General features: G+C 65.2%; 19 protein-coding genes. 5 read left to right on the forward strand and 14 right to left on the reverse strand.

Translation table 11 applies throughout. The annotated features are described in order from the left end of the window. Positions 1–10: 10 nt before the first annotated feature. From polA to DKB74_RS10060, 3 genes are read left to right on the forward strand one after another with little or no spacing between them, the layout of a single operon-like run. Positions 11–2,773 (forward strand): DNA polymerase I, encoded by a 2,763-nt coding sequence (gene polA, locus DKB74_RS10050; protein WP_109808002.1) that lies wholly within the window; start codon positions 11–13, stop codon positions 2,771–2,773. After that, complete coding sequence (locus tag DKB74_RS10055; protein ID WP_109808003.1) at positions 2,770–3,594, forward strand: hypothetical protein; 825 nt, start codon at positions 2,770–2,772, stop codon at positions 3,592–3,594. The genes polA and DKB74_RS10055 overlap by 4 nt, the downstream gene beginning before the upstream one ends. Beyond that, positions 3,584–5,125, forward strand: a complete 1,542-nt coding sequence (locus DKB74_RS10060) for a lipopolysaccharide biosynthesis protein (RefSeq protein WP_109808004.1) — start codon at positions 3,584–3,586, stop codon at positions 5,123–5,125. Before DKB74_RS10055 ends, DKB74_RS10060 begins: the two co-directional genes overlap by 11 nt. Before the next feature lie 3 nt (positions 5,126–5,128). Here the strand turns inward: DKB74_RS10060 and DKB74_RS10065 are convergent, their stop codons facing one another. From DKB74_RS10065 to DKB74_RS10100, 8 genes are all read right to left on the reverse strand, one after another. Beyond that, positions 5,129–5,470, reverse strand: a complete 342-nt coding sequence (locus tag DKB74_RS10065; RefSeq protein WP_145960944.1) for a hypothetical protein — start codon at positions 5,468–5,470, stop codon at positions 5,129–5,131. Positions 5,471–5,490: 20 nt separating this feature from the next. Beyond that, complete coding sequence (gene purH / locus DKB74_RS10070) at positions 5,491–7,113, reverse strand: bifunctional phosphoribosylaminoimidazolecarboxamide formyltransferase/IMP cyclohydrolase (RefSeq protein WP_109808006.1); 1,623 nt, start codon at positions 7,111–7,113, stop codon at positions 5,491–5,493. A 52-nt stretch (positions 7,114–7,165) separates the two neighbouring features. Then, entirely contained in the window at positions 7,166–7,597 is a 432-nt protein-coding gene (locus DKB74_RS10075; RefSeq protein WP_109808007.1) for a protein tyrosine phosphatase family protein, read from the reverse strand. A gap of 61 nt (positions 7,598–7,658) precedes the next feature. Then, the gene (locus DKB74_RS10080; RefSeq protein WP_109808008.1) at positions 7,659–8,207 is read right to left on the reverse strand and encodes a hypothetical protein; all 549 of its coding nucleotides are present in this window, start codon (positions 8,205–8,207) and stop codon (positions 7,659–7,661) included. Between the two features lie 26 nt (positions 8,208–8,233). Beyond that, the gene (locus DKB74_RS10085) at positions 8,234–8,755 is read right to left on the reverse strand and encodes a hypothetical protein (RefSeq protein ID WP_109808009.1); all 522 of its coding nucleotides are present in this window, start codon (positions 8,753–8,755) and stop codon (positions 8,234–8,236) included. Continuing rightward, positions 8,748–10,517 (reverse strand): DNA helicase RecQ, encoded by a 1,770-nt coding sequence (gene recQ, locus DKB74_RS10090; protein ID WP_109808010.1) that lies wholly within the window; start codon positions 10,515–10,517, stop codon positions 8,748–8,750. The genes DKB74_RS10085 and recQ overlap by 8 nt, the downstream gene beginning before the upstream one ends. A gap of 48 nt (positions 10,518–10,565) precedes the next feature. After that, positions 10,566–11,078, reverse strand: coding sequence for a hypothetical protein (locus DKB74_RS10095; RefSeq protein WP_145960945.1), 513 nt, complete (start codon positions 11,076–11,078; stop codon positions 10,566–10,568). Between the two features lie 37 nt (positions 11,079–11,115). Then, a complete protein-coding gene (locus DKB74_RS10100; protein WP_109808012.1) occupies positions 11,116–11,568 on the reverse strand; it encodes a DUF6265 family protein in 453 nt (150 codons plus the stop codon). A 99-nt stretch (positions 11,569–11,667) separates the two neighbouring features. Between DKB74_RS10100 and DKB74_RS10105 the strand changes: the two genes are divergently transcribed. Beyond that, positions 11,668–13,128: a helicase HerA domain-containing protein gene (locus DKB74_RS10105; protein ID WP_109808272.1), complete on the forward strand. Its 1,461-nt coding sequence runs from the start codon at positions 11,668–11,670 to the stop codon at positions 13,126–13,128. Positions 13,129–13,283: 155 nt separating this feature from the next. Here DKB74_RS10105 and DKB74_RS10110 read toward each other — a convergent pair whose 3' ends face one another. Together DKB74_RS10110 and DKB74_RS10115 are read right to left on the reverse strand one after the other, a co-directional pair. Next, entirely contained in the window at positions 13,284–14,249 is a 966-nt protein-coding gene (locus DKB74_RS10110; RefSeq protein ID WP_239987458.1) for an alpha/beta fold hydrolase, read from the reverse strand. Beyond that, on the reverse strand, positions 14,249–16,087 hold the full coding sequence (locus DKB74_RS10115) for an ABCB family ABC transporter ATP-binding protein/permease (RefSeq protein ID WP_193504436.1): 1,839 nt from the start codon (positions 16,085–16,087) through the stop codon (positions 14,249–14,251). The genes DKB74_RS10110 and DKB74_RS10115 overlap by 1 nt, the downstream gene beginning before the upstream one ends. 130 nt (positions 16,088–16,217) lie before the next feature. Here DKB74_RS10115 and DKB74_RS10120 point away from each other — a divergent pair, with 130 nt between their 5' ends. Further along, positions 16,218–16,454 carry a hypothetical protein gene (locus DKB74_RS10120; RefSeq protein WP_109808014.1) on the forward strand — a complete coding sequence of 79 codons (237 nt, stop codon included), beginning with the start codon at positions 16,218–16,220 and terminating at the stop codon, positions 16,452–16,454. A gap of 35 nt (positions 16,455–16,489) precedes the next feature. Here DKB74_RS10120 and DKB74_RS10125 read toward each other — a convergent pair whose 3' ends face one another. Genes DKB74_RS10125 through crtY form a run of 4 tightly spaced genes read right to left on the reverse strand, consistent with a single transcriptional unit; the run spans position 16,490 to position 20,698 of the window. Then, positions 16,490–17,473 carry a phytoene/squalene synthase family protein gene (locus DKB74_RS10125; RefSeq protein ID WP_109808015.1) on the reverse strand — a complete coding sequence of 328 codons (984 nt, stop codon included), beginning with the start codon at positions 17,471–17,473 and terminating at the stop codon, positions 16,490–16,492. Beyond that, entirely contained in the window at positions 17,470–18,051 is a 582-nt protein-coding gene (locus tag DKB74_RS10130) for an LOG family protein (protein WP_109808016.1), read from the reverse strand. The genes DKB74_RS10125 and DKB74_RS10130 overlap by 4 nt, the downstream gene beginning before the upstream one ends. Next, on the reverse strand, positions 18,048–19,538 hold the full coding sequence (locus DKB74_RS10135) for a phytoene desaturase (protein ID WP_109808017.1): 1,491 nt from the start codon (positions 19,536–19,538) through the stop codon (positions 18,048–18,050). The genes DKB74_RS10130 and DKB74_RS10135 overlap by 4 nt, the downstream gene beginning before the upstream one ends. Further along, positions 19,535–20,698, reverse strand: coding sequence for a lycopene beta-cyclase CrtY (crtY, locus tag DKB74_RS10140; protein ID WP_109808018.1), 1,164 nt, complete (start codon positions 20,696–20,698; stop codon positions 19,535–19,537). Before crtY ends, DKB74_RS10135 begins: the two co-directional genes overlap by 4 nt. Positions 20,699–20,725: the final 27 nt, after the last annotated feature.

Genomic DNA, 20,725 nt, shown 5'->3' on the forward strand with positions numbered 1-20,725 from the left:
CCGGTCGGCAATGCCACATCTCTATCTTGTCGACGGCTCCGGCTATATCTTTCGCGCCTATCATCGGCTGCCTCCGCTCACCAATGTCCATGGCGAGCCGGTGGGTGCGGTCTATGGCTATACCACCATGTTGTGGAAGCTTGCCGATACGCTGAACAAGGCGGACGGGCCGACGCATATGGCGGTCGTGCTCGACAAATCGAGCCACACCTTCCGCAACGAGATGTACGATCAGTACAAGGCGCATCGCCCGCCCCCGCCCGAGGATCTGGTCCCGCAATTCCCGATGATTCGCGATGCGACGCGCGCGTTCAGCCTGCCGTGCATCGAAGAACAGGGCTGGGAAGCGGACGATCTGATCGCCAGCTATGCCAAGGCAGCGCTGGCACAAGGGTGGGAAGTCACCATCGTCAGTTCCGACAAGGATCTGATGCAGCTGATCGAACCCGGGCTCGACATGCTCGACACGATGAACAGCCGCCGGCTCGACCGCGAACATGTCATCGAAAAGTTCGGCGTGCCCCCGGAAAAACTGGGCGAAGTGCTCGCGCTGATGGGCGACAGCGTCGATAACGTCCCCGGCGTGCCGGGGATCGGGCCGAAACGCGCCGCCGATCTGATCAACGAATATGGCGATGTCGAAAGCGTGCTCGCCGCCGCGCCGGACATGAAAAAGTCCAAGATGCGCGACAATCTGATCGAACATGCCGAAATGGCGCGGCTGTCGCGCAAGCTGGTCGAACTGGCGCGCGACGTGCCGCTGCCCGACCCGCTTGAGGAATTCGCGCTCAAGGGCATTCCCGAACCGCCGCTGCGTGCGTTTCTAGAGCATCATGGGTTCAAGTCGCTGCTCAACCGCCTGTCGAGCGTGGCCGACGCGCCGATGGCCGAGGACGCGGCGCCACCGCCCGAAACGCCCGAAGACCCGCCCTGCGACCATGACGGCTATGAAACATTGGTCGACGAAACCGCGCTCGACCGCTGGATCATCGCCGCCCGGCATCAGGGATGGGTGGCGATCGACACGGAAACGAGCGCGCTCGATGCGATGCAGGCCGATCTGGTCGGCATCAGCATGGCGCTGCACCCCAATCTCGCTTGCTATATCCCGGTCGGCCATGGTGGCAGCGACATGTTCGCCGAAAAGCCGCAACAGCTCGATCGCGCCACCGTCATCGAAAAGCTCAAGCCGCTGCTGGAGGACCCTGCGGTCCTCAAGATCGGCCATAATCTCAAATATGACCTGATCGTCCTTGCGCGGCAGGGGATCGACGTCGCTCCCTATGACGACACGATCGTGATGAGCTTCGATCTCGACGCGGGCAAACATGGCCATGGCATGGACGAGCTTGCCGCCACGCATCTGTCGCACAGCTGCATCGCGTTCAAGGATGTGGTCGGCACCGGCAAGAAACAGCTCGGTTTCCACGAAGTCGATCTCAAGGCCGCGACACGCTACGCTGCCGAGGATGCCGACGTCACACTGCGGCTGTGGCGCAAGTTCAAGCAGCGTCTGCCTTATGAGGAAGTGACGCGCGTCTATGAAATGGTCGATCGCCCGCTCGTCGCGGTGCTTTCGGGCATGGAGCGCGAGGGCGTCAAGGTCGATGCCGAGGCGCTGTCGCGCCTCTCGACCGAATTCGCGCATCAGATGGCCGATCTGGAAGCCCGGATTCACGAACTGGCGGGCGCCAAATTCACCATCGGCAGCCCCAAACAGCTCGGCGACATATTGTTCGAACAATTGGGGCTGAAGGGCGGACGCAAGGGCAAGTCGGGCGTCTATTCGACCGACGTCAACGAACTGGAACGGATCGCCGCCGACAAGGACCAGCCAAAGGGCGCGGAAATCGCGCGAATGGTGCTCGACTGGCGCCAGCTTTCGAAGCTGAAGTCGACCTATACCGACGCGCTGCAGGCGCAGATCAATCCGCAGACGGGGCGCGTCCACACCAGCTACAGTATTTCGGGCGCGCAGACCGGGCGGCTCTCCTCGACCGACCCGAATTTGCAGAATATTCCGATCCGCACCGAAACCGGCCGCCAGATCCGCGATGCGTTCGTCGCCGAACCTGGCAATGTCATCCTGTCGGCGGACTATTCGCAGATCGAATTGCGGCTCGCCGCGCATATCGCCGATGTGCCGCAGCTGCGCGAAGCGTTCGAACGCGGCGACGACATCCACAACATGACCGCGCAGGAACTGTTCGGCGAGGTCAATCGCGATACGCGCGGCCGCGCCAAGACGATCAACTTCGCGATCCTCTATGGCATTTCGCGCTGGGGTCTGGCCGGGCGGCTCGATGTGACGCCCGATGAGGCACAGGCGATGATCGACCGCTATTTCGAGCGATTCCCCGGCATCAACCGCTATATCGCCGACACGCTTACCTTCGCCAAGGAACATGGGTTCACGCACACCCTGTTCGGCCGCAAGACCCATTTCCCGCGGATCAAGGCGCCCAATCAGAATGAACGCGCGGGCAGCGAGCGTGCCGCGATCAACGCACCGATTCAGGGGACCTGCGCCGATATCATCAAGCGCGCGATGGTGCGGATGGGCCCGGCGCTACGGCAAGCGGGCTTGCCCAATGTGCGTATGTTGCTGCAGGTTCACGACGAATTGGTGTTCGAGCTGCCGGAGGGGGATGTGGAGGCTGCGAAACCCGTCATCGAGCGCGTCATGGCAACCGCGGCGGAACCCGCCATCACGCTCAGCGTGCCGCTCGGCGTGGAAATCGGCACCGGCCCCAGCTGGGGTGCCGCGCATTGATTCGTATCGTTTTTGCGGCCTGCGTCGCGTTGCTGGCGCTGGCGGCGCCCGCTGCGGCGCAGGATGACCCGTCGGCTTCCTCCTTTGTCCGCGCGGAAATCGAAGCGATGGAGACGCCGGCGCTGGCGCAAATGCTGTTGCCCGACCATGCCGGCGACGTGGTGGGGTCGCTGGTCGAGCCTGAAGATACCGGCCTGCGCGTCAGCCTCACCGGCGCGCCGCTCCCCACCGGGGAACGCGGCCTCTGCGCTGCCATGCGGTGGGAGGTGTCGCTGGTTCCGGTCGACGACGATACCGACGCGCAATTGCGCGTCATCGCGCGAACCGCCACGCGCTATTTTCGGGTGGTCGATCCCGAAGCCGATGCCTGCAATGGTCTGTCGCCGCTGATTTCCGCCGATGGCGCCGGTTATTTCACGGTCGCGATCGGCGAAAATGACGATCCCTCTGCCGCCCAGGTCATGCGTGCGCTGGGCGCGCTTGCCGCCGCACAGACCCGGCTGGTGCAGGGCGTGAGCAGCGATATGGTGACGGTCGATTGCCTCGACCAGACCTCGCGACCGATTGCGGGGTGGTGCGATGCCGCGCGCACGGGGATTGCCGCGCTGCCGCTTTCCCAGCTTTGGGGCCTTGGGCTCAAGCGGTGCGGGGATGGCGTCCGCTGGTGCCTCAACCCGGTCTATACGCTCGCGCGTCAGCGTGGCGGCATGATGGTATATGCCTGGATCGCCTATTATCTGACCGGCTCCGATCCGATCGAAGGCGATACGGGCTGGAACCTCGCCAGCGTCAGCATCGCGAGAACCACCCTTGGCGACTGACGCTTCCGCCACCGCCGAAACCGGCTCCTCCGAAGATATCGCGACGCTTGCCAAGGGCGGGCGGACGAACATTCTCGGCTTTGTCCTGCGGCTGGCGGCGCGGCTGCCCTTTCTGTTCATCGCGGGGCGCGCCTATGGTCCCGAAATCGTCGGGCGGTTCGCGATCGCGGTGCTCGTCATCGAACTGTTCGCGCTCGTCGCCACGCTGGGGTTGAAGCGCGGTCTGGCGCAGGCGCTGGCGCATACCGATCGCCCGCATACCCATGTCGTGTGGGATGCGATGGTGGTCGCGCTGCTCGCGTCGATCGCGGCCAGCGCGCTGCTCTGGTTCGTGCCGCAGATCATGTTTCCCAACAGCGCGGTGCAGGGGCTGGAACGCTATGTCGCGCTGGTCGTCATCGCGGTTGCATGGTCCGATGTGTCGCTGGCCGCGCTTGCCTATCGCCACAATATCAAGGCGTCGGTCACGGCGCGCGCGATCATCGAACCCTGGACGATCAGCATCGCCGCCTGGATATTCTCCTACATCTCCTCGCGCGACGGCCTCATCCTCTCTTATGTCGTGGCGATGAGCGCGGCGCTGATCGCGTCGCTGGTCCCGTTCATCCGCGAATATGGGCTGCCCCGCGGATGGGTGCCGCATCCGGAGCGGATTTCGGCGCTGGCGCGGCGCAACATGCCGCTGGCGGGCGCCGATGCGATCGAATGGGGTACGCGCAATGTCGATCGCTTCATCCTGGGCATCCTGTTCGTGCCCGAAGTGGTCGGCGTCTATTATATGGCGCAGCAGGTCAGCTCGATCCCGCAGCGCCTCAAATCCAGCTTCGACCCGATCCTCGGCCCGGTCGTCACCAAGAGCCTGCGTGAAGGCGACAAGGCGGCGGTCGCGCGTCAGGTGCGCCAGGTCGGTTTCTGGATCATTGCCGCGCAGGCCGGGCTGATGGTCACTTTCGGTGTGATGGCGCCGGGCGTGATGGGGCTGATCGGTCCCGAATTCGTCACAGGTGCCGCTGCGCTGTGCATCCTGCTGGTCGCCGAAATGCTCGCCTCGACCGGATCGGTGTGCGAGGCGGCGCTGGTCTATATCTGTCGCCACCGCAATCTGGTGATTTCGGTGCTGGTGCTGGCATTCCAGATCGCATTGAGCTTCGCGCTGGTATTCGTCGCGCGCAACATGGGCCTGCCGCTGATGTGGCAGGCGGCGGCACCGGCGGTAGCGCTTGCCTTCTCGCTCACCGTGGCGTCGGTAATCAAGGCAGGGCTGCTCTCGCGGATGCTGGGGGGCGCATCGGTGGTCAGCCTGCGCTGGTCATTCCTGCTGGCGATCGTCACGGCGACTGTGGTGGGTCTGGCTTTCTATCGCCTGCCACCGCAGTTCGAATGGGCGCGGTTGTCGGTCGGCATGCCGGCAATCCTCGTCAGTTTCCTGTTCGTGATCGTGCGTTTCGCCTTCGGTCCCGAGGACAAGGCGCTGTTCCAGAAACTGCCCAAGAACACCCAGCCGACATTACCGTTCGAGGAAAAGCTGTAAGCGTCAGCCGCGCGGGCGCGGCGGGCAGACTGGGATTTGTTCGAGCAGCCGCACCTGTTCGGCATCGCTCAGCGTGAAAAAGCCGAGTTGGCTTACCGCCGCATATTTCGTCTGCCACCACAGCGCACCGTCGCTGGAAGCAGTGCCCCTGCTGAGCGCCAGTCGCGCCAATATGCCCCGCCGCGCCTGAGCGTTGCGCGGCCATAGAGGATTGGCTTGCCGATCGCGCGCAATGCACATCCCCGCCGGCTCGACCGGCCTGCGCAATTGCGCCTCGGTCCAGCGCGACAGCGCATAGCCGCCGCCACCGACCAGAATCGCCGCGAGCAATAGCGTGATCGCCATTGCTCGCAGCAGCCATCTCATTAGTGGCGGAAGTGCCGCATGCCGGTGAAGACCATTGCCAGTCCGGCTTCGTCCGCCGCCGCGATCACTTCATCGTCGCGGATCGATCCGCCCGGCTGGATCACTGCGGTAGCGCCCGCTTCCACTGCGGCCAGCAAGCCGTCAGCGAACGGGAAAAAGGCGTCCGAAGCGACCGCCGACCCGATGGTGCGCGGCTCGCTCCACCCGGCCTTTTCGGCGGCGTCCTTTGCTTTCCACGCGGCGATCCGCGCGCTTTCCAGCCGGTTCATCTGCCCCGCGCCGACGCCTGCGGTGCTGCCGCCCCGGGCATAGACGATCGCGTTCGACTTCACATGTTTGGCGACGGTCCAGGCGAATTTGCAATCGGCCAGTTCCTGCGCGGTCGGCTGGCGCTTCGTCACGACCTTGAGTTCGCCCTCGCCCAGTACGCCATTGTCGCGCGACTGGAGCAGCAGCCCGCCGGCGATCGTCTTGAAAGCAAAACCGGACCGCCTGGGATCAGGCAATTCGCCGGTGATCAGCAGACGGAGATTCTTCTTCTTCGCGAACGCGGCGCGCGCCGCATCGTCGGCCCCCGGCGCAATCACCACTTCGGTGAACAGCTCGGTGATCGCCGCCGCCGTGTCGCCATCGAGCGGGCGATTGACTGCGATGATGCCGCCGAATGCCGACACGCTGTCACAGGCGAGCGCTGCCTTATAGGCTTCAAGGATGGTGTCGCCGCTCGCAACGCCGCACGGATTGGCGTGCTTGACGATCACCACGGTCGGCGGGCCGTCGCGGAATTCGCTGACCAGCTCGAGCGCCGCATCGGCGTCGTTATAGTTGTTATAGCTCAGCGCCTTGCCCTGTACCTGCTCGGCCTGCGCGATCCCGGCGGCACCGGGCGCCTGCGGCAGATAGAGCGCGGCGGACTGATGCGGGTTTTCGCCATAGCGCAGCGTGTCCTTGCGCGCGAAGGCAAGCGGCATCGTCTCGGGGAATGGTGTCGCGGCCAGCGCTTCTCCGCCCAGTTCGTTGGTGAAGGCGTCGTTCCACGCGAACCAGTTGGCAATCGCCGAATCATATGCGGCAGTATGGGCATAGGCCTTGGCCGCAAGCTTGATGCGTGTCGCGAGCCGCGTCTTGCCGCCGGTTGCGGTCAGTTCCTCGGCAATCGCGCCATAATCGGCGGGATCGGTGACGATCGCGACATAGCCGTGATTCTTCGCCGCCGAACGCACCATCGACGGCCCGCCAATGTCGATATTCTCGATCACCGTTTCGCGATCCGCGCCCGATGCCACCGTTTGCGCAAAGGGATAGAGGTTGACGCAGACCAGATCGATCGCGCCGATCCCGTGATCCTCCATCGCCTGCGCATGTTCGGGATTGTCGCGCACTGCCAGCAGGCCGCCATGCACCATCGGGTGCAGCGTCTTGACCCGCCCGTCCATCATCTCGGGAAAGCCGGTCAGATCGGAAATGTCTTTGACGTCGAGTCCGGCCTCGCGCAGCGCCTTTGCAGTACCGCCGGTCGAAACCAGTTCGGTGCCATGCGCGGCAAGCGCTTTGGCGAAATCAACAAGCCCCGTCTTGTCGGAGACGGAAAGCAGCGCGCGGCGAATGGCAATGTCGGTCATGCGCGCGCCTTTCGGTCAAGCGGCGCGATATGGCAACCCCCCGGGGGTCTCGTCAGGCCTTTCCCGACAGCGTGTCGAGCAACGGGCGAATGCCGTTCAGGTCATAGCCGCCTTGCGCACCTGCAGCGATCAGCGTGTCGGGATCGCTCCCTTCGCTCGCCTTGGCCAGCGCCCAGAGATTGGTCGAACGCGTGCCCGACCGGCAATAGGCGAAGACCGGGCCATCGGACTTGTTCAGCGCGCCCACCATCGCTTCGACCTGATTGCCCGAAAATCCGGCGGCGGTGACGGGGATGAACTCCCATGTCAGCCCCGCCGCTTCCGCCGCCGCGCGCACATCGGCGCTGCGCGGCTGGCCATCCTCTTCGCCATCGGGCCGATTGCAGATGATGGTGGTAAAGCCTTCGGCGGCGATGGCGGCGACCATCTCCGGCGTGATCTGCGGCGAAGCGGTGAAATGCGAGTCGATCTTGCGTCCGGTCATGGTCGCGCCTTGCGCTTTCGGCCGGGGTGACGTCAAGGCTGCGCCTGTCGCGCAGGCGCGATCAGGGCCGGGTACGCGCCGTCTCGGGCTGGTCCGCAGTCAGCCGCTCGACCATTTCGATGGCGGCATGGATCGAATCATAGACCGTCGCCGAATGGTCGGAAAAACAGCCGATATCGAACCGCAATTCGCTCGGCCCGCTCTCGCGCGCAAAGGTCAGGTCGCCATAGGGAGCGTCGGTCATCCGGCGCTCGCATTCCAGTCCGGCGGGCGACGCCGCATAGCCATAGGCAGGCGCCAGTTTCGCGACGAGCCGCGCATATTGGTCGCGCGTGATCGCAACCTGCCTGGTGACGATCTGCGGCTCGTAAAAACTGCCGCCCTTTTCGGCATAGCGAAACGTCCCGGTGCCATCGCTCGCGATGTCGAAATAATAACGCAGCACACCCCAGCTGCGGTAATCGAGCGTGATCCGCGCGGGCATTTCCTGCGGCGGCGGGGGCATTGGTGCGACGGCAGCCTGTTGCCGGCCCGAAGGTGCCTCTGTCCCCGGCATCGGCGTGCAGGCAGTCAACGCCAGGGCGATCATCGCCCATATCGTGTTGCGCATGCGATCGGCCCTTCCGGTTCGCGCCCTCATTGCGAGGGCGGCAGTTCCTCGATCACGATGACGTCGGTCGACGGCGCCGAAGCCGTCGCGGATTCCGCTGCCGCGCGGGCCGCTTCGACCGCCGCGGCAATTTCGCGGGTTGCCGGAGCGATGCAGCCGGTATCCAGATCGACATGGTGCGCGGGCGGACCGCTCCATTGAATGCGGCCATAGGGCTGGTCGGTGATGCGCTGTTCGCAGACCACCGTGGTTCCGGCATAGCGGCGGGCGGGCGCCAGAGCGTCGGCGACGCGGCGATAGCCCGCGATATCGCCCTTCACGCGATGCTCGGTGAATTGCTGGGGCGGCTGGCCGAACAGGTCGCCCTTCGCCTTGCTGAAGACCAACGTTCCATCGGGCGCGGCGGACAGCGCGAATACGGTCTTGCCCCAACTCCTGATCCGCAGGTTGATCGTGCCGTCGGCAGGTGCCGCAACCGTGCTGCGGGGGTGCGGCGCACAGGCGCCGACAAGCATCAGCGCAACTGCTGCAATTCCGATCCTACGCATCCGCCATCTCCCTGACCACGCCCAGAAACTCTTCGCCATAGGCATCGAGCTTACGCTCGCCGATGCCGGAGATTTGCGCAAGCTCGGCGCGGCTGGTCGGGCGTGCCGCCGCCATGTCGCGCAACACCGAATCGTGAAAGATGACATAGGGCGGCAGCCCGGTTTCCTGGGCAATCTCGCGCCGTTTCGCGCGCAATGCCTCGAACAAAGGATTGCCGACCGGATTGGCCGCGCCCGCGCCGCCGCGCCGCCGCCGCTCGCGCTTGGGGGGCACGACGATTTCGATGGCCTGTTCGCCCTTCAGGATTTCGCGCGCATCCCCGGCAAGCTTCAGCCCGCCATGTTCGGTCGCGATCAGGCTGCCGCGTGCCTGCAGCGCGCGCGACACCGGGCGGATCAGCGCCGTTTCCTCGCCTTCGATAATGCCGAATACCGACAGCTGATCGTGCTGGCGTTCGGTGATGCGATCGTCATTGGCGCCGGTCAGCACCTTTTCGATATGGCCGATGCCATAGCTTTGCCCGGTGCGGTACACCGCCGAAAGCAGCTTGCGCGCGACCTGCGTCGCATCGGCGACCTTGGGCGGGTTCAGGCAATTGTCGCAATTGCCACAGGTTTCGGGCGGATCTTCGCCGAAATGGCGCAACAGCACCGCGCGGCGACACCCGGCGGTTTCGACCAGCCCCGCCAGCGCGTCGAGCCGCGTCCGCTCGCCCTGTTGGCGATGCGCCTCGACTTCGCCGATCCGCTGGCGCGCGCGGGCAAAATCCTCGGCACCCCAGAAAAGATGCGCGACCGCCGGATCGCCATCGCGTCCGGCACGCCCGGTTTCCTGATAATAGCCCTCGATCGATTTGGGCAGCCCGGCATGGATGACGAAACGGACATCGGGCTTGTCGATCCCCATGCCGAACGCGACGGTGGCAACGACCACCATGTCCTCGCTCGCGACGAACGCCGCCTGATTGCGCCGCCGCACCTCTGGGTCGAGCCCGGCATGATAGGGCAGCACCGGACGCCCCTTGGCGCCCAGTTTCTCGGCAAGCCGTTCGACACCCGCGCGGGTCGGCGCATAGACGATGCCCGGCCCCGGCTGATCTGCCAGAACGGCTTCGATCTGCCGCGTCACGCTGTCGCGCGGGGCGATGTGATATTTGATATTGGGCCGGTCGAACCCGGCGACGATCAGCCCGTCCTGCGGGATGCCGAGCTGTTCGAGAATATCGGCACGGGTATGCGCATCCGCCGTAGCCGTCAGCGCCAGCCGCGGCACTTCGGGAAACATGTCGAGCATCGGCCGGAGCAGGCGATAATCGGGGCGGAAATCATGTCCCCATTCGGAAACGCAATGCGCTTCGTCGATCGCGAACAGGCTGAGCGGCGCCGCGCGCAGCAGGTTGCGAAACCCCTCAGACGATGCGCGCTCGGGCGCGACATAGAGGAGGTCCAGCTCGCCGCGCCGATAGCGCGCGATCGTTTCCTCGCGATTGTCATCGACACTGGTCAGCGTCGCGGCGCGAATGCCCACCGCTTCGGCGGCGCGCAACTGATCGTGCATCAGCGCGATCAGCGGCGAAACGACCAGGCAGGTTCCGGGCAGCGCGACGGCGGGCAGCTGATAGGTCAGCGACTTGCCCGCGCCGGTCGGCATCACCGCGAGCGTGTTGCGGCCGCCAAGCACGCGATCGACCACCTGCTCCTGCACGCCGCGAAAGCCGGAGAAACCGAATGTGGTGCGGAGGACGTCGTGCGGATCGATCACCGGCGCCTTATCACGGCACAACTCGGCTCAGGCAACTCCATTGGTCGATCAAAAACAGGGTTCGCGCCCGTCATCGCCATCGATCAGGCGGAAATCGGACAGTGCGATTTCCGAAATGCCGTGCGGCCAATGTTCGATACCCGGGTGCTTGCCCGGAACGATGCAGGTGCTGGTATCGACCCGTTCGTCGCCGACGGTCATCCTGGCGCGATAGCGCACCGCCCGGTCATATCCGTTTTCGACGATCAACAGCATGTCGGAATGTCCCGGCACTGCCAGAAACCGCAAGCGAATCGCGCCGGGTGCGATGTTCGGCATCAGCGCAGCGTCGTCCATCGTCACCATTTGCCCTTCGTCGGTATCGACGATTTCGGGCGCGATCTGCGAAAAGACGAAGGTGTCGAACGGAGTCATGGTGGCGGCTTCGGGGGCGGTGGCGGTGACGTGCGGGCTGAGGCGCACTGTCGCGGCTTCGCCCGGTTTCAGCTTCAGCAGCTGCGCAGCCGCCTGCGCCGGCGCCAATGCCAGGATCATGCAGGTCAATCCGACCAGAACTCGCATAGGTTTCTCCTCCCCCGGACACGGCCTCGCCGCGCGGTTATTTGCGGCGATATTCCCATGTCGAAACATGGCTGCCGGCGGTCATCGATATTGTCGCAACCATGACGTCGCCGTCACGCATATATTTGATTTTCTGGGGATAATCATGGTCGGGCGCTTCGAACGTGGCGCTGTTCGGCGCGCTTTGCGTCAGCGCGAAGGCAACCGGGGTCAGATCGACGCCCGTCACCACCAGCGCCAACTGGCCGTCATCGTCCGGCGCGATCCGCATGAATTCGTGGAACGTCACGCTATCGCTGCCCGACATCGAATAGCCCATCATCGTGCCGCCCATCGGCGCGCTCCAATGTTCGTGGGTCCAGCCCTTTTCGTCGGTCGTGCCCCAGTCGCCGGCCATGAAGGCGACGCTGTCGATCGATGCCGGCGCCCGAGCGGCCGGCGCGCTGGCGGCGACCAGCAGGGTAGAGGCCAAAATGACTGCCAGCCGCATTGCTATTCTCCCCGGACCGGGCGGCGTTGCCCGACAATCTGTGGATAATAGCATTCGCGCCTTGCCCCGATAAGGGCGCATCGGCCATTGCTGGCGGCAATGACAGTCAGCGTGGACATGGGGCTGGACGGCAAGGGCGACGCCGTCTGCATCGATCTGGAAGAATTGCTCGCCACTCGCTTGCTCGTTCAGGGCAATTCGGGGTCGGGAAAATCGCATCTGCTGCGCCGCCTGCTCGAACGGTCGGCGGGGCATGTCCAGCAGATCATCATCGATCCCGAAGGCGATTTCGTCACTTTGGGCGACGAATATGGCCATATCGCCATCGAAGCCGCCGAACATAGCGAACGCGAAATCGCCGCCTTTGCCGCGCGGGTGCGCGAACATCGCGCGTCGGTCGTGCTCAGCCTCGATGAGCTTGAGGCGGAAAGCCAGATGCGCTGCGCCGCGTCCTTCCTCAACGCGCTGTTCGATGCGCCGCGCGATCATTGGTATCCGGCGCTGGTGGTGGTCGATGAGGCGCAGCTGTTCGCGCCGACCGGCGGCGGCGAAGTCGCCGAAGAGGTGCGGCGCGCCTCGCTCGGCGCGATGACCAATTTGATGTGCCGTGGGCGCAAGCGCGGGCTGGCCGGCGTCATCGCGACTCAGCGCCTGGCTAAGCTGGCCAAGAATGTCGCGGCCGAAGCGTCCAACTTCCTGATGGGGCGGACCTTTCTCGACATCGATATGGCGCGCGCGGCCGACCTGCTCGGCATGGAACGGCGTCAGGCCGAACAGATTCGCGATCTGGCGCGCGGCACCTTCCTCGCGCTCGGCCCGGCGGTGTCGCGCCGCCCGGTTGCGATCCGCATCGGCGACGTCGTGACGTCGGCGCGCAGCGGCAGTCCCAAACTCGCCCCGCTTCCCGATGCCCCGCCCGAGGATATCAAGGACCTGCTGTTCGCGCCGGTCGCCGAAGCGCCGGTGTTCACGCCCCCGCCCGCGCCGCCCGCCCCGCCCAAAATGACGAGCGAACGGATGATCGAGGCGCTGGCCGCGTCGGTCCCCGCCCCGTCATCCGACGTGCCCGAAAGGCCGCCCGAGGAACTGGAGGCAGTGACCGTCGATGTGCTGCGCGCGATCGTCGGCGATGCCGATTCGGCATTCCGCTCGCCGGCGGTGCTCTATCAGGATTATCAGGTCCGCTGCCGCATGGCCGGCGTGCCGCGCCCGCCGCTCGACCTTGCCGGGTTCGTCCGGCGGCTGTCGGCGGCGCGGGCGGGGATATTCGACCTTGCCGATGATGGCTGGCAGGCGGCGATGGATGCCGCTGCGGCGCTGCCCGACGATATGCTCGGGCCGTTTCTCATGGTGGCGCGGGCTGCCCGCCAGGGCGAACCATGCCCCAGCGACAGCGAATTGGCGGCGAGCTATGGCACCAGCTCGCCGGGGCGCGTCCGCCGCCTGATCGCCTATATCGAAAGCCGCGAGCTGTTCGTCACGCGCGTCGATCTGGCGGGCAAGCGATCGATCACCATTCCGCAATTGGGCTGGACGACGGCGGCGGCGGAAACCGCCTGATTTTGCTCAAATGTCCCGTTCGTGCCGAGCCGTGCCAAAGCACGCCGCACCGTTCGCCCCGAGCTTGTCGAAGGGGCGCACTTCTTCCTTTCCATGGCAGCGAAGAAGAACAGGGCCTCGACTGGCTCAGCCCGAATGGCGGGGTCTTTTCGCCCTCACCCCCGTCGGGCGATCAACCGGCGCAGCCATGCCTCGGTCGCGCGCGGATGGGCGAGCGGCAGCATATGGCCGCCGGTAACGATCTCCAGCGTCGCATCGGGAATGGCGTTGGCAGTAACCCGCCCGTGCAGTTCGGGGTCGAGTATCGCGTCCTGACGCCCGTACAGGATCGATGTCGGCACTGCGATCTCGCCATAGCGCGGCACCAGCGCGCCGACGGCTTCGGGCGCCGCCAGCAGTTCGGTGCTGCCCGCGCGAAAGCTTTGCGGACGCAGCGACAGCGCCCCGCCGCCCCGTCCGGCGAAATCGGCGGGCACTGCGTCGGGGGCGAATATCTTGCGCAGCGTTTCGACCGCCGTCACGGTGCCGACCGGTACGGCAAGCGTCCACGACATCAGCGCGCGCAATGCGGGCGATTCGATCTCCAGCCCGCGAAACGCATCGGGCGTGGTATCGACCACCTGCGTCAACGGCGCGATCAGGCCCAGCGCCCCGACCAGCTGCGGGTGCTGAATCGCCAGCGCCAGCGCCAGCGCGCCGCCCATCGAATGGCCGACAACCACCGGCTGTTCCAGCGCCAGCCGCTGCATCAGCGCCGCGACCATATCGGCCTGCTCCGCGATGCCCGGATGCGCGCCCTCGACCGTCGAATAGCCCCAGCCGGGCCGGTCGATCAGGATGACGCGATAATCGGAGACCAGCCGGTCGGCGAGCGCATAGGAGAAATGGCGCAGTTGCCCCAGCAATCCGTGCAGCATCACGATCGGCATGCCGCTGCCGCGATCGACATAGTGAAGCCGCCCGCCCGGCACGTCGAGCATCGCGCCGTCCTGCGGCACGGCAGCTTCCGCGCCGCGCGCGCCCAGCGCACTCCACAGCGCCAATCCTCCGCCCAGCGCCGCTGTCGCTGCGCCGATCCCGGTCAGCCATTTGCCCGTGCGGTTCATAGTGTCTCCTGTCATTATTCGGCCGCCATGGCTCCGTCGCCGGAACCGTCTTCGTCCTCGCGTTCGGCGGCCTGGCGATTCCACATTTCGGCATAGACGCCATACGCCGCCAGCAATTCGCCATGCGTCCCCGATTCGACGACGCGCCCCGATTCCAGCACGATGATCCGGTCGGCATGCACCACGGTGGACAGGCGATGCGCGATCACGATCGTGGTGCGCCCGCGCTCGATCGCCTCCAACGTCGCCTGGATATCGGCTTCGGTGCGGCTGTCGAGCGCGCTGGTCGCTTCGTCGAGGATCAGGATCGGCGGGTCCTTCAGCAACGTGCGCGCGATCGCCACGCGCTGCTTTTCCCCGCCCGAAAGCTTCAGTCCGCGTTCGCCCACGCGCGTGTCGAACCCCTGGGGCAGCGCCTGAATGAACCCGGCGATGGCGGCGCCGCGCGCGGCGGCGGCGACCTCGTCGGGACCGGCATCGGCGCGGCCATAGGCGATGTTGTATCCGATCGTATCGTTGAACAGCACCGTGTCCTGCGGGACGATGCCGATCGCCGCGCGCAGGCTTTCCTGCGTCACGCTGCGGATATCCTGCCCATCGACCGTGATCCGCCCGCCGGTAACGTCGTAGAATCGGAACATCAGCCGCGCCAGCGTCGATTTGCCTGCACCCGAAGGCCCCACCACCGCCAGCGTCGATCCCGCCGGCACGTCCAGATCGATACCCTTCAGGATTACGCGATCGGCATCATAGCCGAACCGCACATCCTCGAACCGGACATGGCCGTGCCGGATCGCCAGCGGCGCGGCGTCGGGGGCATCGCGTATCTCGGTATCGGTATCGATCAGCTCGAACATCGCGCCCATGTCGATCACGCCCTGACGGACGATGCGATAGACGGTGCCGAGCATGTCGAGCGGCCGGAACAACTGGCTGAGCAATGTCGACACCAGCACCACATCGCCCGGCGTGAACTGCCCGCGCGCCCATCCGAACACCACCAGCGCCATGCCTGCGGCCAGCATCGCATTGGTAATCAGGCTCTGCCCGATATTGAGCCAGGCGAGCGAGTTTTCCGATGTCGTCGCGGCCGTCGCATAGGCGTGGATCGCCTTGTCATAGCGTTCGGCCTCGCGCCGTTCGGCGTTGAAATATTTCACCGTTTCGAAATTGAGCAGCGAATCCACCGCATGCGCCACCGCGCCGGTGTCGAGTTCGTTCATCTGCTCGCGCAGTTTCGACCGCCAGTCGGTGACGATGCGGGTAAAGCCGATATAGACGACCACCATCGTCACTGTGCCCGCAACCAGCCAGATGCCGAACCGCGTCCAGAAAATGCCGATCACCATCGCCAGCTCCAGGATCGTCGGGGCGATGTTGAACAACAGGAAATACAGCATCGAATCGATGCTCTTGGTCCCGCGCTCGACCACTTTGGTGACGGCGCCGGTGCGCCGCTCCAGGTGAAAGCGCAGCGACAATTTGTGAAGATGGCGGAACACGTTGGAGGCCAGGTGCCGGGTCGCGTCCTGGCCCACGCGCTCGAACACCGCATTGCGCAGATTGTCGAACAACACCGTGCCCAGCCGCGCGGCGGCATAGCCGATGGCAAGCGCGGCGACGAACCACACCGCTTCGCGCGATCCGCCGGCCATCCGGTCGATCGCGCCCTGCAGCGCGAACGGCGCGCCATAAACCTGAATGACCTTGGACACGACGACCAGCGTCAGCGCGATCACGATCCGCACGCGCAGGCCGACCGCATTTTTGGGCCATAGATAGGGAAGGAAGCGCCGCAGCGTTCCAAGCATCGGCCGCTCGGCTGCGGAGGCTGTCGGCTGATCGGGTGGCATCGCGTCCATCTGGAGACCCGGACGCGCGCTTGCAACTCCCTGCATGCGGATTCGATCCGGCCCGACGCGATAAAAAAGCATCGGAACGGCGTTCCGATCCGCTCGTTGAAATCGGCGGAAGGAACGAAGCATGGACCCGGTTTTCTACATCATGGCAATTCTCGGATGCGCGGACAATGGCGCCGCGTGCAGCCAGCAGCGTGTCGAGCCGGTCCGGTATGAAAGCGCGGCGGCCTGTGAAGCCGCAGTGCCCGATGCGCTGATGCGCAACACCGATGTGTCCTATCCGGTCGTCGCCGCCGCCTGTCAGCAGCGCGGCGGGATGCGCAGCGCGGAAAGCGTCGCGACGACCGATTCGGACGCCTGAGCCAGGCCTTTATTTTCAGCAACGCAGTTTCGCAGCTATCGCGCGACGGCGCCGGTACCCTCCGGCTGGCGCGGGCGCGTCCATAAATCGGCATCGCGCAGCTGCTGGCCATAGAGGCGCTGGCGCACGCCCGCTTCGCCGCCCGCGCGCAATATCCAACCGATCTTCTCGATCATTCCGGTCCGGACGCGATGGTCCCAGGCATGGTCGCCCGCCGCCGCCACCTTGCGTCCGATCGCCCCGTAAATGCCCGCCGCCGCCAGCACCGCCCATGCCGCGCGGAACGGCAATTTGGGGGTTCCGGCCCGTCCGCTCGCTTCATAGGCCTGGGCGCGTTCGGCCAGACGGCGAACCAGCACGGTCAGGCGGCTGCGAAACGGCGGCTTCATATGCTGGCCGGGCGGAATATCCATTTCGCAAAGCCATTCGAGCGGCAGATAGCATCGGCCGACGCGATCGTCCGCCTCGACATCGCGGGCGATGTTCGACAGTTGAAATCCGATGCCCAGATCGCATGCCCGGTCGAGCGTCGATTCATCCTGTGCATCGACGCCCATGATGACCGCCATCAGGCACCCGACCGCCCCCGCGACATGATAGCAATAGCGCAGCAGATCGGCCTCGCTGCGCGGCCGCCAGTCTTCGGCATCGAGCGCAAAGCCCGCGATGACATCGTCGATCAGGTGGCGCGGCAGCGGCAATTCGGTGTTGAGCACGCCCAGCGCGTCGAACCCCGGATCGCCGATGCGCTTGCCCGAAAGCACGGCCTGGGTCCCCTCGCGGATCAGCGCCAGCCGCTCGGCGGCGTCGGTCTCCGATGTGGCGGCGTGCCCCAGATATTGCGCATCGGCCAGGTCGTCGCAGCGCCGGCACCAGGCATAGAGCAGCCATGCGCGCTCGCGCATCTGCGGCGCGAACAGGCGGCTTGCCGCAGCAAAGCTCAGCGATCCGCCCGCGATGCTCTCATGCGCGGTCGCGACGATCGCCGCGCGGCTGGGCAGCGCGCCATGGCCGCTCACAATTGCTCGCGAGTCATTTTGACGATCGGCACCGTCGGTTCGAACTTCGCCATCTTGTCGAGCAACCCGTCCAGTTCGCTGTCGATCAGCAATATGCCCTGATGTTGCGGCCGCAGAAAGCCGACCTTGCCCATATGCCGGACGAATTCGATCAGCCCGTCATAGAAACCGGCGGTGTTGAGCAGGCCGACCGGATCGGCGTGATAGCCCAGCTGTGCCCAGCTCATCGCTTCCCATAATTCGTCCATCGTGCCGGTGCCGCCGGGCAGGGTCAGGAACCCGTCGGCCAGCTCGGTGAAATGCGCCTTGCGTTCGTGCATCGTCTCGACGACGTGCAATTCGGTCAGCCCGCGATGCGCGACTTCGGCATTGACCAGCAATTGCGGGATTACGCCGATCACTTCGCCGCCTGCGTCGAGCGCGGCATCCGCCACTGCGCCCATCAGACCCAATTTGCCGCCGCCATACACGACGCCGATGCCGCGTTCGGCAAGCGTGCGGCCCACCATCCGGGCGGTTTCGATATAGACGGTATCGGCGGGGCTCGCCGATCCGCAATAGACTGCGATACGCTTCATGTCAGATCTTCCAGCATCAGGCCTGCGGTCGCTTTCGCGCTGCCCACGACGCCGGGAATGCCCGCGCCGGGGTGCGTTCCGGCACCGGTGAAATAGAGGTTGGCGATGGTGTCGTCGCGATTGTGCACGCGGAACCAGGCGCTTTGCGTGAATAACGGTTCCAGCGAGAAGGCAGAGCCCTGAAAGGCCGCCAGGTCGCGCGAAAAATCGGGCGGGGCATAGCTGAATTTGGTGACGATCCGGTCGTCCAGATCGGGAATCAGCCGCTTTTTCACTTCGGCGAGCACCCGCGCCTCCAAAATCGGGGCAAGCGCTTCCCAATCCGCCGGGAACTTGCCCAGATGCGGCACCGGCATCAGCGCATAGAAAGTCGCATGCCCCTCCGGCGCCATATCCGGATCGCTCGCGCTGGGATGATGGAGATAGAGCGAGAAATCCTCGGACAGCACGCCATGATCGTAAATGTCGGCGAGCAACCCTTTATAGCGCGGCCCGAACAGGATCATGTGGTGCGGAATATCGGGAAAATTGCCGCGCAGCCCGAAATGGACAAGGAACAGCGAAGGCGAAAATCGCTTGCGCTCCAGCCGGTCCGCGCTGCGCTGTGCCGAGCGATTGTCGGGCATCAGATCGCGATAGCTGTGGACGATATCGGCGTTGCTCGCGACGGCATCGACGTCCATCGAAAATCCCGATGCGGTGGCGATGCCGGTCACCCGGTCGCCCAGCGTTGCGATATGCGTCACCGGATCGCCCAGCCGCACGCTGCCGCCCAGCCGTTCGAACAGCGCGACCATGCCCGCCACCAGCCGGTTGGTCCCGCCCTTTGCCCACCAGACGCCGCCGTCGATCTCCAGCTTGTGGATCAGCGCATAGATGGCACTGGTCTTCATCGGATCGCCGCCGACCAGCAAGGTGTGGAACGACAGCGCCTCGCGCAGTTTCTCGTTCTTCACGAAGCTCGACACCATCGAATAGACCGATCGCCATGCCTGATGCCGGGCCAGCGCGGGCGCGGCCTTCAGCATCGATCCGAAATCGAGGAACGGCACATGGCCCAGCTTCACATAGCCTTCCTGATACACGCCTTCGGAATAGGCGAGGAAGCGGCGATATCCGTCGACATCCTCCGGGCTCAGCTTGGCGATCTCGCCGCGCAGCCGGGTCTCGTCGTTCGAATAATCGAATTCGGTCCCGTCGGGCCAGTTCAGCCGGTAAAAGGGCATGACCGGCTGGAGCTTCACATCCTCGGAAATGTCGCGCCCCGACAATTGCCACAATTCGGCGAGCGCGTCGGGCGCCGTGATGACCGTCGGCCCGGCATCAAAGGTAAAGGTGCCGCTTTCCGTCGGGCGCTCCCAGAAATAGGCGCGCCCGCCCGGCTTGTCGCGCGCTTCGATCAATGTCGTATCGATCCCTGCCGATTGCAGCCGGATCGCCAGCGCAAGGCCGCCGAACCCGGCGCCGATCACGGCCACCTGCGTCATCGCTGTCTTCCTCGCATTGCCCTGACTGCCCTGCCGATCGGAACCGGCGGTTTTCCGCTTAATACGCGCAACCGGTCGCCTGTTGTCGATTGCCCGGCATAGAAGCGCGCGATCAGCCCCGCGTCCAGCCGATAGAAGCGTTCGAGAATGCGCCAGCGTTCGGCCGGTTCCGCCGCGCGGAACAACATGGCGGCCAGCGCGCGATAGAAACCGCGCTTCTTCCACGTCTTGCGCGCAAATCCATGGAGCATGTCGTGCAGCGCCGTCCCGCTGTAATCGCCGGTATCGGCGACCATCGCTGCGGTCCGCACCGCGTCGGGCAGCGAATAGCCGGTCATCGGGTGGAACAGTCCGGCGCGCATCCCCGCCTTGGCGACGCGATTGCCGCCCGCGCGCCAATATTCCTCGAAATTGCCGCCCATCGCGACGGGCAACACGCCGCCTTCCTCGCGCGCGACGCGCTCGACCGCCCATCCGGCTGTCGCGACATATTCGTCGATCCGCGCGCCCAGCGCCGCTGCATCGATATCGGGCGTGTCGCTGTAATAGGTATCTTCGACGAAGATCCGCGTCGCGGCGAAGGGCAGCGTATAGACGAAGCGATAGCCGTCGACTTGCTCCACCGTCGCGTCCATTACCATCGGGCGCGCTTCCTCATGGCCTTCCGACAGGCGGAACTCGCGGCCGAGAAATTTCTGCCAGCCGAGCTCCAGCGCGCCGAAATCCGCGGGGCCCCGGCAATCGATCACGCCCTTGGCTTCCACCCGGTCGCCATCGACCAGCACCACCGCCTTGCTGCTCGCGGCCAGCACCTTGCGCTTCAGCATCAATGCGTCCTGCGGCAGCGTGTCGCGCACCAGCTGGTCGAGCCGTTCGGACTCGATCGAATAATAGGGGTTTTTCAGCGTGCGCGCATGGCCGGGGAAGGCGACGTCATAGCCGGTCCAGCCATAGCTGATCAGCGGCGCGATCAGCCAGCGATGCTCCGCCGCGACGTCGCTGGCAAAGAAGGACCAGATATGATTGCCACCGATCCGCCGCGATCCTTCGATCAGCCGGATGGTGCAATCGGGCTTCTTTCTGGCGAGCGCGAGCGCGATCAGCCCGCCCGCAAGTCCACCGCCTACGATCGCGACGTCGCATGTGTGGGTGGCTGGCATCGCCTTCGGTTAGCGAATCGGGGGTGT

The organism is Stakelama portus, assembly GCF_003171655.1.
GTDB lineage: Bacteria > Pseudomonadota > Alphaproteobacteria > Sphingomonadales > Sphingomonadaceae > Sphingomonas > Sphingomonas portus.

Bases quoted from the DNA above. Each gene is read 5' to 3' on its own strand.
- polA (WP_109808002.1), top strand. From the start codon at position 11: ATGCCACATCTCTATCTTGTCGACGGCTCCGGCTATATCTTTCGCGCC.
- DKB74_RS10120 (WP_109808014.1), top strand. From the start codon at position 16,218: ATGGACCCGGTTTTCTACATCATGGCAATTCTCGGATGCGCGGACAAT.
- DKB74_RS10135 (WP_109808017.1), bottom strand. From the start codon at position 19,538: ATGACGCAGGTGGCCGTGATCGGCGCCGGGTTCGGCGGCCTTGCGCTG.
- DKB74_RS10075 (WP_109808007.1), bottom strand. From the start codon at position 7,597: ATGACCGGACGCAAGATCGACTCGCATTTCACCGCTTCGCCGCAGATC.
- DKB74_RS10105 (WP_109808272.1), top strand. From the start codon at position 11,668: ATGACAGTCAGCGTGGACATGGGGCTGGACGGCAAGGGCGACGCCGTC.
- crtY (WP_109808018.1), bottom strand. From the start codon at position 20,698: ATGCCAGCCACCCACACATGCGACGTCGCGATCGTAGGCGGTGGACTT.
- DKB74_RS10085 (WP_109808009.1), bottom strand. From the start codon at position 8,755: ATGCGTAGGATCGGAATTGCAGCAGTTGCGCTGATGCTTGTCGGCGCC.
- DKB74_RS10065 (WP_145960944.1), bottom strand. From the start codon at position 5,470: ATGGCGATCACGCTATTGCTCGCGGCGATTCTGGTCGGTGGCGGCGGC.
- DKB74_RS10100 (WP_109808012.1), bottom strand. From the start codon at position 11,568: ATGCGGCTGGCAGTCATTTTGGCCTCTACCCTGCTGGTCGCCGCCAGC.
- DKB74_RS10080 (WP_109808008.1), bottom strand. From the start codon at position 8,207: ATGCGCAACACGATATGGGCGATGATCGCCCTGGCGTTGACTGCCTGC.
- DKB74_RS10110 (WP_239987458.1), bottom strand. From the start codon at position 14,249: ATGACAGGAGACACTATGAACCGCACGGGCAAATGGCTGACCGGGATC.
- DKB74_RS10130 (WP_109808016.1), bottom strand. From the start codon at position 18,051: ATGAAGCGTATCGCAGTCTATTGCGGATCGGCGAGCCCCGCCGATACC.
- DKB74_RS10115 (WP_193504436.1), bottom strand. From the start codon at position 16,087: ATGCCACCCGATCAGCCGACAGCCTCCGCAGCCGAGCGGCCGATGCTT.
- purH (WP_109808006.1), bottom strand. From the start codon at position 7,113: ATGACCGACATTGCCATTCGCCGCGCGCTGCTTTCCGTCTCCGACAAG.
- DKB74_RS10095 (WP_145960945.1), bottom strand. From the start codon at position 11,078: ATGCGAGTTCTGGTCGGATTGACCTGCATGATCCTGGCATTGGCGCCG.